General features: G+C 65.8%; 17 protein-coding genes. 6 read left to right on the top strand and 11 right to left on the bottom strand.

The window, feature by feature from the left end; all coding sequences use genetic code 11:
* Nucleotide 1: 1 nt before the first annotated feature.
* Nucleotides 2–946, top strand: a complete 945-nt coding sequence (gene xdhC, locus AC1DCF_RS11835; protein WP_477211186.1) for a xanthine dehydrogenase accessory protein XdhC — start codon at nt 2–4, stop codon at nt 944–946.
* Here xdhC and AC1DCF_RS11830 read toward each other — a convergent pair.
* Nucleotides 851–1,339, bottom strand: a complete 489-nt coding sequence (locus tag AC1DCF_RS11830; RefSeq protein ID WP_441791414.1) for a nucleoside deaminase — start codon at nt 1,337–1,339, stop codon at nt 851–853. The genes xdhC and AC1DCF_RS11830 overlap by 96 nt on opposite strands.
* A gap of 239 nt (nt 1,340–1,578) precedes the next feature.
* Between AC1DCF_RS11830 and AC1DCF_RS11825 the strand changes: the two genes are divergently transcribed.
* On the top strand, nt 1,579–2,361 hold the full coding sequence (locus tag AC1DCF_RS11825; RefSeq protein ID WP_477211185.1) for a VOC family protein: 783 nt from the start codon (nt 1,579–1,581) through the stop codon (nt 2,359–2,361).
* Nucleotides 2,362–2,405: 44 nt separating this feature from the next.
* Here the strand turns inward: AC1DCF_RS11825 and AC1DCF_RS11820 are convergent, their stop codons facing one another.
* Together AC1DCF_RS11820 and AC1DCF_RS11815 are read right to left on the bottom strand one after the other, a co-directional pair.
* Entirely contained in the window at nt 2,406–2,648 is a 243-nt protein-coding gene (locus AC1DCF_RS11820) for a zf-HC2 domain-containing protein (RefSeq protein WP_441791416.1), read from the bottom strand.
* The gene (locus tag AC1DCF_RS11815) at nt 2,645–3,292 is read right to left on the bottom strand and encodes a sigma-70 family RNA polymerase sigma factor (protein ID WP_441791461.1); all 648 of its coding nucleotides are present in this window, start codon (nt 3,290–3,292) and stop codon (nt 2,645–2,647) included. The genes AC1DCF_RS11820 and AC1DCF_RS11815 overlap by 4 nt, the downstream gene beginning before the upstream one ends.
* A 109-nt stretch (nt 3,293–3,401) precedes the next feature.
* On the opposite strand from AC1DCF_RS11815, the gene aroA reads away from it, so the two are divergent.
* Genes aroA through bcp form a run of 3 tightly spaced genes read left to right on the top strand, consistent with a single transcriptional unit; the run spans nt 3,402 to nt 6,364 of the window.
* The gene (aroA, locus tag AC1DCF_RS11810) at nt 3,402–4,760 is read left to right on the top strand and encodes a 3-phosphoshikimate 1-carboxyvinyltransferase (protein WP_441791417.1); all 1,359 of its coding nucleotides are present in this window, start codon (nt 3,402–3,404) and stop codon (nt 4,758–4,760) included.
* 35 nt (nt 4,761–4,795) lie between these two features.
* Nucleotides 4,796–5,845: a ribosome small subunit-dependent GTPase A gene (gene rsgA, locus AC1DCF_RS11805; RefSeq protein ID WP_441791418.1), complete on the top strand. Its 1,050-nt coding sequence runs from the start codon at nt 4,796–4,798 to the stop codon at nt 5,843–5,845.
* Nucleotides 5,846–5,884: 39 nt separating this feature from the next.
* A complete protein-coding gene (gene bcp, locus AC1DCF_RS11800) occupies nt 5,885–6,364 on the top strand; it encodes a thioredoxin-dependent thiol peroxidase (RefSeq protein ID WP_441791419.1) in 480 nt (159 codons plus the stop codon).
* Nucleotides 6,365–6,429: 65 nt separating this feature from the next.
* Here bcp and AC1DCF_RS11795 read toward each other — a convergent pair whose 3' ends face one another.
* The 7 genes from AC1DCF_RS11795 to AC1DCF_RS11765 all read right to left on the bottom strand — a co-directional run bounded on the left by AC1DCF_RS11795 (nt 6,430) and on the right by AC1DCF_RS11765 (nt 12,760).
* Nucleotides 6,430–7,194, bottom strand: coding sequence for an ABC transporter ATP-binding protein (locus tag AC1DCF_RS11795; RefSeq protein WP_477211184.1), 765 nt, complete (start codon nt 7,192–7,194; stop codon nt 6,430–6,432).
* Complete coding sequence (locus tag AC1DCF_RS11790) at nt 7,191–7,982, bottom strand: ATP-binding cassette domain-containing protein (protein ID WP_477211183.1); 792 nt, start codon at nt 7,980–7,982, stop codon at nt 7,191–7,193. The genes AC1DCF_RS11795 and AC1DCF_RS11790 overlap by 4 nt, the downstream gene beginning before the upstream one ends.
* The gene (locus AC1DCF_RS11785) at nt 7,979–8,845 is read right to left on the bottom strand and encodes an ABC transporter permease (protein ID WP_477211182.1); all 867 of its coding nucleotides are present in this window, start codon (nt 8,843–8,845) and stop codon (nt 7,979–7,981) included. The genes AC1DCF_RS11790 and AC1DCF_RS11785 overlap by 4 nt, the downstream gene beginning before the upstream one ends.
* Entirely contained in the window at nt 8,842–9,804 is a 963-nt protein-coding gene (locus AC1DCF_RS11780) for an ABC transporter permease (protein WP_477211181.1), read from the bottom strand. Before AC1DCF_RS11780 ends, AC1DCF_RS11785 begins: the two co-directional genes overlap by 4 nt.
* An 87-nt stretch (nt 9,805–9,891) precedes the next feature.
* Nucleotides 9,892–11,385, bottom strand: coding sequence for an ABC transporter substrate-binding protein (locus tag AC1DCF_RS11775; protein ID WP_477211180.1), 1,494 nt, complete (start codon nt 11,383–11,385; stop codon nt 9,892–9,894).
* Between the two features lie 107 nt (nt 11,386–11,492).
* Nucleotides 11,493–12,266, bottom strand: coding sequence for a DUF1684 domain-containing protein (locus tag AC1DCF_RS11770; protein WP_477211179.1), 774 nt, complete (start codon nt 12,264–12,266; stop codon nt 11,493–11,495).
* Nucleotides 12,267–12,301: 35 nt separating this feature from the next.
* Complete coding sequence (locus AC1DCF_RS11765) at nt 12,302–12,760, bottom strand: hypothetical protein (protein ID WP_441791426.1); 459 nt, start codon at nt 12,758–12,760, stop codon at nt 12,302–12,304.
* 199 nt (nt 12,761–12,959) lie between these two features.
* Here AC1DCF_RS11765 and AC1DCF_RS11760 point away from each other — a divergent pair, with 199 nt between their 5' ends.
* Nucleotides 12,960–13,208 (top strand): WhiB family transcriptional regulator, encoded by a 249-nt coding sequence (locus AC1DCF_RS11760; RefSeq protein WP_035837005.1) that lies wholly within the window; start codon nt 12,960–12,962, stop codon nt 13,206–13,208.
* A gap of 178 nt (nt 13,209–13,386) precedes the next feature.
* Here the strand turns inward: AC1DCF_RS11760 and AC1DCF_RS11755 are convergent, their stop codons facing one another.
* A complete protein-coding gene (locus tag AC1DCF_RS11755; RefSeq protein ID WP_441791428.1) occupies nt 13,387–14,880 on the bottom strand; it encodes a sensor histidine kinase in 1,494 nt (497 codons plus the stop codon).
* Nucleotides 14,881–14,886: the final 6 nt, after the last annotated feature.

Here is a 14,886-nt window from a genome sequence, read left to right as displayed (position 1 = left end):
CGTGGACTGGGTGGACGAGGTGCAGCGGCTGCGCGCGCAGCGCACGCCCGCCGTCATCGTCACGCTGGCGGCCGTGCGCGGGCATGCTCCGCGCAACAGCGGAGCCAAGATGGTGGTCTCGTCCGACGGACTTTGGGGCACGGTCGGCGGTGGCAACCTCGAGGCCACGGCGGTTGGTCGCGCGCGCCGGATGCTCGGCTCCGGCAGCAATGAGCCGGAGTTGCTCACCCTGCAGCTGAGTGACAAGGCCACCGTCGAGTACGGGGTTCAGTGCTGCGGAGGGGAGGTGACCGTGCTGTTGGAACCGATCAGAATAAGGCCGTCGGTCGCCATCTTCGGCATCGGCCACGTGGGGCTGGAGCTCGCCCGGATCCTGAGCCGGCAGGACATCGAGTTGCACCTGGTCGACTCGCGGGTCGACATGCTCACCGGCGGGCGACTGCGCGTGCTCGCCGACAGCGTCGCCGAGCTCAGAGTGCACGTGACGCCGGTTCCGGAATCGATCCTGGCCGAGCTGCCCGCTGGCTCACACGTGCTCATCATGACCCACGATCACTTCGAAGACCTCGCGCTCTGCGACTCGGCACTTCGCACGGCCGGCCTCGACTCGATCGGGCTGATCGGCTCGCGCTCCAAGTGGACGCGTTTTCAGAAGCAGCTGCGTGAGGCGGGACACGGCGACGCCGAACTGGCCCGCATCGACACCCCCATCGGCATTGGCGGCATCCGGGGCAAGGAACCGGCGACCATCGCGGTCAGCGCGGCCGCGCGGATGCTGCAGCTCATCGAGGCGGGTGCGGTCCGCCGCTCGTCGAGCGTCGTCGTCGCACAACCTCGCGGGCACTCGCCCTCAGTAGTCGATGTGGGTCGTCGTGCTGTTCCACTCGACGAACGGCCTGACGCTGACGCCGGTGCCGAGGTCGACGCGTTCGACCGGCATCAGTGACCGAACGCTCCCTGAGCCCTCGAAGTAGTCGTAGAAGACGGCATCGTCGAAGCCCGCATCCGCCGCATCCGTGCGATCGGCGGCGAAGTAGACCGTGTCGATGCGCGCCCAGAGGGCGGATGCCAGACACATCGGACACGGCTCACAACTCGCATAGAGAGTCGCGCCGCTGAGGTGGAAGGTGCCGAGCATCTGGCAGGCCGAGCGGATGGCGGTGACCTCCGCGTGCGCGGTCGGATCGAGCGTGGCTGTCACGCGGTTCACCCCCTCGAAGACACGACCGTCGGCTGTGACGACGAGGGCCCCGAACGGGCCGCCGTTGTTGCGCACGTTCTCGATGGCGAGGTCGACGGCGCGGGCGAGCAGCTGGGCGACGGGCTTCGGTGCATCCATGAGAGTGGACTCCTCTGGTCTGGGACCGACTGCGGCCGCCTGTGGGACTTCAGCGGCTGGATGCCGAGAATAACAGTCGGCGCCGCTGCTTTCCAGGGTCGTGCCAAGACCTGGCGTCTTCCGTCGAGCCGCCGCTGGCATACTTCGGCGGCGGCACCAGCAGAGACGGGTGACACCCTTGCCGGGACTACCGGCCAGTCGTAGGCTGACCGCACGCTGCGCTCGAAGGGAGCCCGAGCATGCCCGCTCACGACACCACCCGCCTCGGAGAACCCTGTTGGGTCGATCTGATGTCCACCGATCCCGCCTCCGCTCTGGCCTTCTACACCTCGCTCTTCGGTTGGACAGCCACAACGTCGGGGCCGGAGTACGGCAATTACGTCACGTTCTGGAACGGCGACGCACAGGTCGCCGGTCTCGCCGGAGCCATGCCGGAGACGGAGGTGCAACGCAGCTCCTGGACGACCTATCTCTCCACCGCGGATGCCGACGCCACGACCGCTCTGGCCCTCGAAGCAGGCGGCCAGGTGCTCGCCGCACCGATGACCGTCGGCGAACAGGGGCGCATGGCGATTCTCGCCGATCCGTCCGGCGCGGTTTTCGGCATCTGGCAGTCGGCGGCACATACCGGGTTCGGCAGATTCGGCAAGGCCGGAACTCCGGTCTGGATCGAGCTCAGCACCCGCGATTGGAACGCCGCGGTTCCGTTCTACGAAGACGTCTTCGGGCTACAGCTGACGCCACTCTCCGACACCGACGAGTTTCGCTACAGCACATTCGGTCCGAGTGATGGATTCACCGGGGGCATCTACGATTCTGACAACTATCTGCCGCCCGGCATGCCCTCGCACTGGCTGCTCTACCTCGGGGTGTCCGATGTGGCGGATGCGGCGAGACGGGTTGCCGAACTGGGCGGTGCGGTACAGCGCGAGCCGTGGGACACCGAATTCGGCACGTTCGCACAGGTCAATGACCCGACCGGCGCCACGTTTCTGCTCAGCTCTATTCGAGAGGTCTCGTGACGAGAGGCCTGGCGCTGACGAGAGGCCCGGTTCTGACGAGAGGCTTAGTGCGCTGACTGGATGGCGCGCAGCTTCAGCAGCACCATGTCGCGCAGGTCTTCCGGGGCGCTTTCCTTGCAGGCACGCTGCATCACCTCGGTGAGCGTGCGCCCGACCAGGTGTTCGCTGCTGCAGTCGGCACAACTCGCGAGGTGCTCACGCACATCCGCTGCATCTTCTCCACAGAGCTCGTTGCGCATGTACTCTTCGAGTTCAGCCTTGGCTTTCTCGCATCCACAGTCGGTCATTTCTTTCCACTCCCAGAATTCTTTTGGCTTGCTGTCTGCCCCATGCCGAGCCCGCGCTCGGCGGCGTAGCCGGACAGCAGATCGCGAAGCATCCGTCTGCCCCGATGCAGGCGGCTCATCACTGTGCCAATCGGTGTTTTCATGATTTCGGCGATCTCCTGGTAGGAGAAGCCCTCGACGTCCGCGAAGTAGACCGCCAGCCTGAAGTCTTCAGGGATGGCCTGGAGCGCGTCTTTGACGGCGCTGTCGGGCAGGTGATCGATCGCCTCGGCCTCGGCCGACCTGCTCGCCATCGCCGTCGTCGAAACGGCCCCGCCCAACTGCCAGTCTTCGAGTTCATCGATCGTGCCTTGATAGGGCTCGCGCTGCTTCTTGCGGTAGGTGTTGATAAAGGTATTGGTGAGAATTCGGTAGAGCCACGCCTTGAGGTTCGTGCCCTGCTCGAATTGTTTGAAGGCGGCAAACGCCTTGACAAACGTCTCCTGAACCAGGTCTTGCGCGTCCGACGGATTGCGCGTCATACGCATTGCAGCGGCGTAGAGCTGGTCGATGAAAGGCATCGCCTGTTCTTCGAACAGGTCTCTCTTATCGGCCAGCTCAGTCGTCTCCTGCACGGTGGAGGGAAGCGGCGTGTCTGAAGTCATCACCGGCAATCCTAGGCCGTTGGCCTGGGGCATGCTTGGTCGTTCGAGAAGCAGCTGAACAGCCACCGGACCTCCCTCATCTTGATTGCACCGACTATTCTGATAACCGATGCTGATCTCGAGATATTCCAAGCCGGAGTTCAACCCTTACGGCGACAACGCGCCCGACGACGCCAACGTGCTCTGGCCGGCGCCCGTCGCGCACGGCCCCCTCACCGCCGCTCTCGGCCTGCCGGGCTCGAAATCCTTGACCAACCGCGAACTCGTCCTGTCGGCCCTGGCCGAGACCCCCTCACTGCTTCGCGCTCCCCTGCATTCCCGCGACAGCGACCTCATGGTTGCGGCGCTCCGCCAACTCGGCACGACGATCGAATCGGTTCCCGGCGACGGCGCGTATGGCGACGACCTCCGCATCACTCCCGGCGAACTGTTCGGTTCGACCACGATCGACTGCGGTCTGGCCGGCACCGTGATGCGGTTCCTTCCCGTCGTCGCGACATTGGCGCTCGGCCCGACCACCTTCGATGGCGACGAAGGCGCCCGCCGTCGCCCGATGGCGACCACGGTCTCGTCGCTGCGCGCGCTCGGCGCGGACATCAACGACGACGGGCGGAAAGCGCTGCCGTTCACCGTGCACGGGACCGGCTCGCTCACCGGCGGCGAGGTCACCATCGATGCCGGATCCTCGAGCCAGTTCGTCTCCGCCCTGCTGCTCGCCGGATCCCGGTTCGAGAACGGCCTGCACCTCCGCCACGACGGCGAGCGCCTGCCGAGCCTCCCCCACATCGAAATGACCATCGCCACCCTTGCCGCGCGCGGAGTCACCGTGGAAAGCCCGGCTGTCGGCGAATGGATCGTGCCGGCCGGCGCCATCCAGGGGGCCGACGTCGACATCGAACCCGACCTGTCCAACGCCGCCCCGTTCCTCGCCGCAGCGCTCGTTGCCGGCGGCAGCGTGACGATCACCGGATGGCCGGCCGAAACCACCCAGGTCGGTGCCGACCTGATCGACCTGCTCCCGCTGTTCGGGGCGACGGTGACCCGCGACGGCGATCGCCTCACGGTCACCGGCGGCGCCAGCATCCGTGGCGTCGAACTCGACCTGTCGACCGGCGGTGAGCTCGTGCCGAACCTGGTCGCCCTGGCCGCGCTGGCCGACTCCCCGAGCACGATCACCGGCATCGGGCATATTCGCCATCACGAGACCGACCGTCTCGCCGCCCTCGCCGCCGAGATCAACGGTCTCGGCGGTCAGGTGACCGAACTCGAAGACGGCCTGCACATCGAGCCGCGCCCGCTGCACGGCGGCGTCTGGCGCAGCTACGACGACCACCGGATGGCGACCACCGGCGCCATCATCGGCCTTGCTGTGGCCGGCGTCGAGATCGAGAACATCAAGACCACCGCGAAGACGCTGCCGCAGTTCCCCGAACTCTGGCAGAACCTCATCGGTGAGGCTGTGCTCTAGATGAGCACCCAGCACGCGATCAGGACCGTGCTCCGATGAGCTGGTGGACAACCGACGAAGACGACGAGCCCGAATTCGACGAATCGAGTGTGCGCGTACGACCGAACCGCAAGGGCAACAAGCCGCGCACCAAGACCAGGCCGGGGCATGAAGATGCGCTGACCGGGCGCATCCTCTCGGTCGACCGCGGCCGCTACACGGTCATGCTCGACGAGGGACTCCCCGAAGAACGCCGGGTGACCGCGGCGCGGGCCAGCGAGCTGCGCAAGAAAGCAGTCGTCACCGGAGACCGCGTCGACATCGTCGGCGACACGACGGGGGCGGAGGGCAGCCTCGCCCGCATCGTGCGGATCGTGCCGCGCACCACGCTGCTCCGCCGCAGCGCCGACGACACTGACGCCGTCGAACGCGTCATCGTTGCCAACGCCGACCAGATGCTCATCGTGGTCGCCGCGGCGAATCCGGAGCCACGCATCCGTCTCGTCGACCGCTACCTCGTCGCGGCCTACGATGCCGGCGTCACGCCCATCCTCTGCATCACCAAGACCGACCTCGCCGACCCGGCCGAGTTCCTCAGCAACTTCGCCGGGCTGGACCTCAAGGTCTTCCGCAGCCGCGAAGACGTGATGCCGCTCGCCGAGATCTCCGAGGCGCTGATCGGTCACGACACCGTTTTCGTCGGCCACTCGGGCGTCGGCAAGTCAACTCTCGTGAACGGCCTGGTCCCCCACGCCAAGCGTGCGGTCGGCGTCGTCAACACCGTCACCGGTCGTGGCCGGCACACCTCGTCGTCGACGATTTCACTGCGCCTGGAGACGGACGCCGGTCGCGGCTGGGTCATCGACACTCCCGGTGTGCGCTCGTTCGGGCTCGGACATATCAACACCGACAACATCCTCAAGGCGTTCACCGACCTCGCCACCCTCGCCGAGAACTGCCCACGCGGCTGCACGCATCTGCCGGACTCCCCCGACTGCGCGATCATGGAAGCCGTCGAAGCCGGCACCATCGGTGAAACCGGCAAGGCTCGCCTGGACTCGCTGCAGCGTCTGCTCACCACGTTCGCCAACGCTCCGACGCACTAGCGCCGCAACACGACAGCCGCAAGCGGGTACCGTTGAAGCATGACTGAATCCACCCGCCTGGCCGTTGGCGACACCGCTCCCACCTTTACCCTGACCGACCAGGATGGCGCGGCCGTTTCGCTATCCGACTACGCGGGCCAGAAGGTCGTCGTCTACTTCTACCCGGCAGCGATGACCCCGGGCTGCACGACCCAGGCCTGCGACTTCCGCGACAATCTCGGTTCGTTGAAGGCGGCCGGCTACCAGGTGCTCGGCATCTCGAAGGATGCCCCGGCGAAGCTCAAGAAGTTCCAGGAGCACGACGCGGTCAACTTTCCGTTGCTCTCCGACGAGTCACTCGACGTGCACAACGCGTACGGCGCCTACGGCGAGAAGAACCTGTACGGCAAAATCGTCACCGGCGTGCTGCGCTCCACCTTCGTCATCGACGAGGCCGGGATCATTCAGTGGGCGCTCTACAACGTCAAGGCCACTGGTCACGTGGCGAGCTTGCGCAAGAAGCTGGGAATCGACGCGTAGCCAGACCGGTGGTCGAGCTTGTCGAGGCCTCCGCCGGGCGCTCTCGACAGGCCAGGCCCGGCGGGCTACAGCGCGGGCAACCGCGGCACGGCGGCCAGCAGTCGCCGCGTGTACTCCTCGCGGGGGGCGCCGAGCACCGACGCGGTGTCCCCCTGCTCCACAACGCGGCCGTATTGCAACACCACAGTCTCCGCGCAGAGCGCCGCAACCACGCTCAGGTCGTGCGACACCATCAGCACCGTCAGCCCGGTGGTGCGGCCGAGTTCGGCCAGCAGCTCCATGATCTGGATGCGGGTCGTCACGTCGAGCGCGCTGATCGGCTCGTCGGCGAGCAACAGGCGCGGCCCCGGTGCAATCGCCCGGGCGATCGCGATGCGCTGCCGCTGGCCACCCGAGAATTCATGCGGAAACCGGGTCGCGGCATCCGCGGGCAAGTGCACGGCCGCCAACGCGGCATTCACCCGGGCGGTTAACTCGGCCCCCGACGCGATCCCGAGCGACGTGAGCGGCTCGGCAACGATCCGAAACACGTTCTGCCGGGGATCGAGCGACGAATAGGGATCTTGGAACACAGTCTGCACGCTGCGCCGAAACTCCCGCATCTGCGCGCGATCACGGGGAACGAGCGGCACCCCGTCGAAGAGCACCGTCCCGCTGGTCGGGGTGGCGAGTCCGAGCAGAAGTTTCACCAGTGTGGTCTTGCCGGCCCCCGATTCACCGACGAGCCCGACGCTGCGGCCCGCGGTGACCGCAAACGACACATCGTCCACGGCTCGCGCCCCGCTCCGATACGAGAAACCGACGCCCTGAAGCTCCAGCAGCGCGGTCATGAGAGTTCCAATGCGGCGTCGAGGGTGCGTGCGCTTCTGACGAGCTCGGCCGTGTACGGATGCCCCGGCGCGGCGAGCAGCGCCGCCAACGATCCGGATTCCACGGCTTCACCCGCACTCATCACGATCACCTGATCGGTCATCCGCGCCACGACGGCGAGGTCGTGGCTGATGAACAGCAGCGCCATGTTGCGCTCGGCGACGATTCGATCAAGCAGGTCGAGCACCTCGGCCTGCACCGTCACGTCCAGCGCCGTCGTCGGTTCGTCGGCAATCAGCAGTTCTGGGCGGCACGCAAGCGCCAAGGCGATGGCGACCCGCTGCCGCTGACCGCCTGACACCTCATGCGGGTACGACCGACTGATGCGCTCCGGATCGGGCAGGCTCACCTCGGTCAACGCATCAGTCACCGCCTGCTTGAGCGCGGCACCTCGCAGCCCCTGATGCCGACGCAGGGGCTCAGAGAGCTGGGCACCGATTCGCATCAGCGGGTCAAGCGCCGAGAGCGGGTCCTGGAAGACGACAGCCGCCACGGGTCCACGCAGCGTCACCAGTGTGCGTTCGTCGGCCCCGACGACCTCGGTTCCGCCGAGCACAATGCTGCCGAGCGCGCCGAGTCCCGGCGCGAGCAAACCGGTGATCGCGAGCGCGGTCAGCGACTTGCCCGACCCCGATTCCCCGATCAGGCCCAGGCGCTCCCCCGCCGCGAGATCGAATGACAGCCGGCGCACCAGCCGCGTTCCGCCGGTCGTCGCAACGGTCAATTCAGACACTGAAAGCAGGCTCACCGTGATCTCCTCCGCGTCGGGTCTGCCACGTCCCGCAGCCCATCGGCGACGAGATTCACACCGATCACGAGCACGACGAGGGCCAGACCGGGGGCGATTGCGCCGACCGGGGCTGTTGCGACGGTTCCCTGTGCTTCCTGCAGCATCCGCCCCCACGACGCGTTGGGCGGCGGCGCCCCGAGGCCGAGGTACGACAAGCTGGCCTCGGCCAGCACGGCGATGCCGAACTGCAGGGCCAGGTTGACGCCCAGCGTCGGTGCGATGTTCGGCATCACGTGTTGCACGATGATCCCGGGCCAGCTGGTGCCGGAGGTGCGCGCGGCGGTGATGTACTGCGTGCCGAGCACGCGCTTGGCCAGCACCCGGGTGAGCCGGGCAACGATCGCGGACATGGCGATGCCGATGGCCAGCGTCGCCGACCAGAGCGACGCCCCTTGCGCGGCAACGATGAGCATCGCCAGCAGCAGCACCGGGAATGCGATCAGGATATCGAGGACGGCCGAGAGGGTGTCGTCGAGCCAATCGCTGGCGAATGCCGCGGTCAGGCCGAGCGAGATGCCGAGGACCGCGGAGATCAGGGTGGCTCCGGCACCGACGATCAAGGCGATGCGGGCACCGACCATCAACTGGCTGAGCAGATCCCGGCCGAGCTTGTCGGTGCCGAGCCAGTGCTCGGCGCTCGGCGCTTCGAGCCGTCCGCCGGTGGTGTCGGCCAACGGATAGGGCAACCAGAACAGGGAGATGAGCGCGGTGATCAGCACGGCCCCGACCAGAATGATTCCGATCGTCAGGGTCGTCGACCGACGCGTCCGCCGACGCGCCGGGGCGGGCGCATCCGTTCTCACCAGGGCCGCGGCGTTCATCGGTTCCCCGAGACGCTGGTGCGGAGTCGTGGGTCGATGAGGCGCTGCACGATGTCGGCCACGAATCCAATCACGAGAACGACGAAGGTGGAGAACAGCAGAATCCCCTGGATGTTCGGGTAGTCATGCTGAGCGATGGCTTTCAAGAGCATGCTCCCGAGTCCGGGCAGGGTGAAGACACTCTCGACGACGACGGCGCCGAGAAAGGTCGTCGCCAGCTCGATGCCGAGAATCGAGATCACCGGCACCGAGCCGTTGCGCAAGCCGTGCCGCCACATCGCCTCACGAAATCCGGAGCCGAGGGCGCGTGCCGAGCGCAGGTAATCGCTCCCGAGCACGTCGAGGGTCGCCGACCTGACATAGCGGGAGATCGATGCGGTCATCACGATGGTGATGGTGAAGATCGGCAGGGCGAGCGAGTGCAGGGCCGCCGCCGGGTCCGCCCAGTCGTCCCGGGGGAAACCGCCCGACGGAAACCAGCGGAGGTTGACCGAGAATGCGCTGACCAGAAGGATGCCCACCCAGAACGCCGGTACCGCGACGCCGAGCTGGGAAAGCGCGGAGAGTCCGGCGCCGTACCAGGTGTTGCCTTTCCAGGCGGCGATGAAGCCGACGAAGAGCGAGAGCACCAGGGCCAGGGTGAACGAGATCAGCGTCAGCGGCACGGTGACGGCGAGCCGGGCCATGATTTCCGGTCCGACCGGCAGGGAGCTGATGAAAGAGTCACCGAGGTTCAGGGTGAGCATGTCACCGAACCAGGCGACGAACTGTTCCCCAAGAGGCAGATTGCTGCCGACCTGCTCTTGAGCTGCTGCGATCTGCTCCGGTGTCGCGTTCACGGAGAGGAGCGCATTGGCCGGATCGCCCGGCAGCAGCCTCAGCAGCAGGAACAGCACCACCATGGCCAGCAGAAGCGACACCACCAGAAAGGCGAAGCGGCGCAGCAGATACGTGATCATGGTGCTTTCAGGTTACCGTTCTGCGCGGTGATCGAGCCTGTCGAGATCCCGTGACCGGGTCTCGACAGGCTCGACCAACGACATCCGCTACTTCGTGGTGATGTTGTAGACGTAGAACTGCGAGTTGAGGCCGTTCACCGGGTAGCCGGTGAGGTCGCTCGCGGCGACGACGATCTGCGGGTAGAGGTACAGCCAGAGGCTGGCGGCATCCTTCGCGATCTGCTCGTTGACCAGCTTCAACTTGGCGGTCTGCTCGTCGGTCGTGGCGGACTGCTCGGCCTCGGCGACCCACTGGGTCACCTGCGGGTTGTTGTAGCCCCAGTAGAAGTCGGGGTTGCCGTACCAGACCACGTCGCGGTCGTTGACGTGCTCCTGCAGGGTCGCCTCGAAGTCCTGGCTCTTGAACACCTTGCTGTACCACTCGTCGGAGCTAATCGAGTTGATGTTCACCGTCACGCCGACCTTGGCCAGCTCGCTCTTGACGAATTCCGCCACCGCAGGGTGCGGGTCGTAGGTCGGGGTGTCGAGGGTGAACTCGAAACCGTTCGGATAGCCGGCCTGCGCGAGCAGCGTCTTCGACAGCTCCGTGTCATACGGGTTGACGCCGGTCAGGTCTTCGTACCACGGGTCGGTCGGCGGAACCATCGATCCGATCAGGGTGCCGTAGTCGCCCCAGATGGAGTTCAGCAGCTTCTTGCGGTCGATCGCCGAGTAGAGCGCCTTGCGCACGTCGACGTTGTCGAACGGTGCCACGCGGTCGTTGAACGCCAGGATCTCCTTGGTGGTCGACTTGCCATCGTTGACCGTGAAGTCGGGGTTGTCCTTGAACTGGGTCAACGCATCCGGGCTCTGCACACTCGTGACGATGTCGACCTGGTTGGTCAGCAGCGCGTTGCCGAGGGCCGTCGCGTCGGTGAAGTAGTTGAAGACGACTTCCTTGTTCTTCGCCTTCTCACCCCAGTAGCCGTCCCAGGCCTCGAGGCTCAGCGAGCTGCCGCGCTTCCAGGTGCCGAGCGTGTACGGGCCGGTGCCGTCCTCAGCGGTCTTCAGGTCTGGTGCCTCGCTGTTGACGATCCAGACGTAGCTGAGCAGGTAGGGCAGTGAGATCGAGCGGCTCGACAGGTTGACGACAACCGTCTTCGCATCGGGCGTTTCGATGCCGGAGATCACAGCGAGGCTCGACTTGCGGGCCGACTGCGAGTCCGGGGCGGTGACGCGCTCGATGCTCGCCTTGACGTCAGCGCTCGTGAGCGCCTTGCCGGAGTGGAAGGTCACGCCGTCGACGAGGGTGAACGTGTAGGTCAAGCCATCTTCGCTGACCGTGTTCGACGCGGCGAGCAGCGGCTCCACAGCTCCGTCATCGGTGAGCTTGAACAGCCCCTCATAGACGTTGCCGTTGAATGCCTCGGTGCTGCCCTGGCCGCCGCCGGCGGTGTTGTCGAGGTTCTGCGGTTCATAGATCGAGCCGACCTCGATGGCTTTCGCCGCGGATGCGTCACCGTTCGACGACGGCGAGCACCCGGCGAGGGCCAGGGTTGCGGTGAGGGCGGTGGCGATGATGGCCAACGTACTTTTCTTCACGAATGTTCTCCTGTGCTGTGTGTGAAGCCGGACGCAGCATCGACGCCGCCCGGCAACCGTGTGCAAACTGCCTCGATCGAATGAATCGAGGCATAAGCAGATCGCGGTTAGTAGAGGGTGTGGCCACCAGTGAAGACAACAGCCTTCTCGCCGGCTTCGACCGGAAATGAGAAACGGTTGTTCCGCGGTGGCAACGGACAGTTGTAGTGAATCGAGAAACCACACGGCGGCACGAAGGCGCGGTTGAAGTCGAGCACGACGGGACCGGCAACACCGAACTCGGCGGCCTCCCGGTGCACGAACAAGAAGCGTCCTGCTTCGTAGCTTCCGTCGGGACCGTCGCCACCGTTGCTGGCGTCACCGAAGACGAGCAGCAGAGTGCCGTCGTCGTCAAAAGCGCTGAACGTGTAGTCGACACCGTCAAGAGTGAAGGTGATGTCGCCGGGGACCACGAGATCGCGGGTGCCTCCGTTGTCGCGAATGTGCTCAAACGGGATCGTGCGGTCGGCGTCGACCGGGGTGAACTCTGCGGAGACGACCCACTCGGGGTTGAACTCCCAGGCGGTGACGGTATCGAAGTTCGTGATCGACGGTGATGCCGCATCCCAGAGACGGATGCCGCGCTCCGGCTGTCCCGTCACCAGGTTCCGGCGCCCGAGCACCGTTGCAGTGACGGTGTCGGCCTGGCCGACCAGTGCCTCGTCAGCACTCAACGACGGTGCCTCAGCGTCGAGCCAGCGCGTCTCGATCAGCGACAGGTTTCCGGTCGGAGCAACCACCGACGCCAACCGTGCGGCCCGCCATTCAGACCAACCGGAGCGTGCTGCTTCGACGTGGTGGTCCGGGGCGTGCACTGCGCCGGTTGCTGTTGTGGATGTCATGACCATGCAATTCTCAACGATTCAACCGGTGAAAACTATTCCGATTGCGAAATGTTTCCTGAACCGGTGTTGCGGGTTGCGTCGATGACGCGCGGAGTGAAGAGCAGCACGAGCACGACCAGAGACGGGATCAGTAAGGCCCAGCCGAGGTCGGGCCGCGCGTACAGGCCTTGGAAACAGCCGACAGCCACCGCGATCTGCATGAGCTGCCAGGTCACGGCAGGGCTGCGCATCCAGGACTTGCCGCGGGCGGCCCCCGAGGCAACCACGCTGACGCCGATCGCGGCGATCACGACGATCGCCAGGATCACCAGTGCGCCGGCAAGCGACGACGGAGTCGCGGTGAGAAGTTCGAGCACAAACCAGGCCACGGCGACCCACAACAGGAGCGCCTCAGCGACGAGCAACACCGTGATCAGGCGCAGCGCGGGTGGACGTACCGGGCGCGACGGACGCGGCGCCTCGAAATTGATCGGGTCAGACTGGTCGTTCACAGAGGAATCCCATACAAAGCTATTGATTTGGTCCCCCTATTATGGGACCATATTTGAAGCCCGGTTGACGCTCACAGGGACGTGAGCCGATCTTATGTGCATATTCACGAATTGCGCGGATCTGAACTTTTCCTGCAACCGGCACTCATCCGCATTTCGGCCGATCGGCCATGCACCCCCGCAATAAAGGAGCACCCCCATGGATTGGCGCGATAAAGCTGCCTGCCTCACTGCTGACCCGGAGCTTTTCTTTCCGGTCGGCAACACTGGTCCCGCAGTAGACCAGATCGAGAAGGCGAAGTCCGTGTGCGCACGCTGCAACGTCACCGAGGTGTGCCTACAGTACGCTCTCGAGACCGGTCAGGATTCCGGCGTCTGGGGTGGCCTCAGCGAGGATGAGCGTCGCGCGCTCAAGCGTCGCGCCGCACGCGCCCGTCGCGCTTCCTAACAGCCGCAACCTTTTCACCGTGGGCCTTGGCAGCGGATGATCCCCGATCATCTGCTCCCAGGGCCCACGTTTTTGCGTACCCGCGCTTCGCCCCCTGCGCCGAGTGTGACACTTCCGGTCGAGTTTCCCTGTTAGACCAGGGAAACTCGACCGGAACGCTCAAGCTGGGCGAGCTGGCTTAGCCCTCTTGCATGTAGCGCAGCGGGATTTCGATGGTCACTTCGGTGCCGCTGCCCATCATGGTGTGCCAGTCGATGGTGCCGCTCAACTCGCCCTGGATCAGGGTGCGCACAATCTGTGTGCCGAGGCCGGACCCGACCTTGCCCTCGGGCAGCCCCGAACCGTTGTCGCGCACACGCACGGTGAGCGTTTCCTCGTTGCGTTCCGCCTCGATCGACACCTCGCCTTCGCGTCCGGCCAGGCCGTGCTCGACGGCATTCGTCACGAGTTCGGTCAGTGCGAGCGCGAGCGGCGTCGCGTAGGCGCTCGGGAGAATGCCGAATGCTCCCGATTTCTTCGGGTGCGCCGTCGTGTTGTGAGCGCTGGCCACCTCGGCGATCAACAGCAACACGCGGTCGAACACCGCATCGAAGTCGACGCTCTGGCTGAGACCCTCCGACAGGGTGTCGTGCACCACGGCGATGGCCGCCACCCGCCGCATGGCCTGGGCCAGGGCTTCGCGCGCCTCTTCGGAGTGGGTGCGCCGCGCCTGGATGCGCAGCAGCGACGCCACGGTCTGCAGGTTGTTCTTCACCCGGTGGTGGATCTCCCGGATCGTGGCATCCTTCGTGATGAGCTCACGTTCCTGGTGGCGCAGTTCTGTCACATCGCGGCAGAGCACGATCGCTCCGATGCGCTCGCCTCGATTGCGAATCGGAATGGCGCGCAGCGACACCGTCACCCCGCGGGCCTCGATGTCGGTGCGCCAGGGCGCGCGTCCGGTCACGACGAGCGGCAGTGACTCGTCGACGACGGCGTTGCCGGTCAGCAACCGGGTCGTGACCTCGGCCAGCGACTCGCCTTCCAGCTCGTCGGCGAAACCGATGCGGTTGAACGCCGACAGGGCGTTCGGGCTGGCGAAGGTGGTCACTCCGTCGACGCCGAGGCGAATCAGGCCGTCTGATGCGCGAGGCGCTCCACGCCGCGGTCCGGTGGGGGCGCCCAAGTCCGGGAAGTCGCCGGAGGCGATCATCACGAACAGGTCGTTGGCGCAATCGTTGAAGGTGAGCTCCTGGCGGCTGGGAGTGCGCGCCTCGCTCAGATTGGTGTGCCGGGTGAGCACCGCGACCGGGGCATCCGTCACCTGGGCGCCAGTGGTCGACAGTCGACGCATGACCGGAATGGCGCGCACCCGGGTCGGGGTCTCTTCGTACCAGTCGGGTGCGGTCGTATCGACGATCTTCGCCGTCTCGAAGCACTCGGTGACCTGCTTGCGCCATTCGTTCTTGATGTTCTGCCCGACGAAGTCACGGTAGAACAAGGTTGCAGCGCTCGACGGACGCATATGCGCGACGGCGACGAAGCTTCCTGCGTCGGTGGGCACCCACACGACGATGTCGGCGAACGCAAGGTCGGCGATCAGCTGGCCATCGGCGACCAGCATGTGAAGCCAGTCCACATCTTCTTCACTACTGAGGCCCTGGGCAAGTACGAGTTCACTAAGCGTCGACACGATCAC

The organism is Leifsonia sp. 10L418 (genome assembly GCF_056395445.1).
Note: the sequence above shows the minus strand (reverse complement) of the source record. Positions and strands in the feature narration are given on the sequence as shown.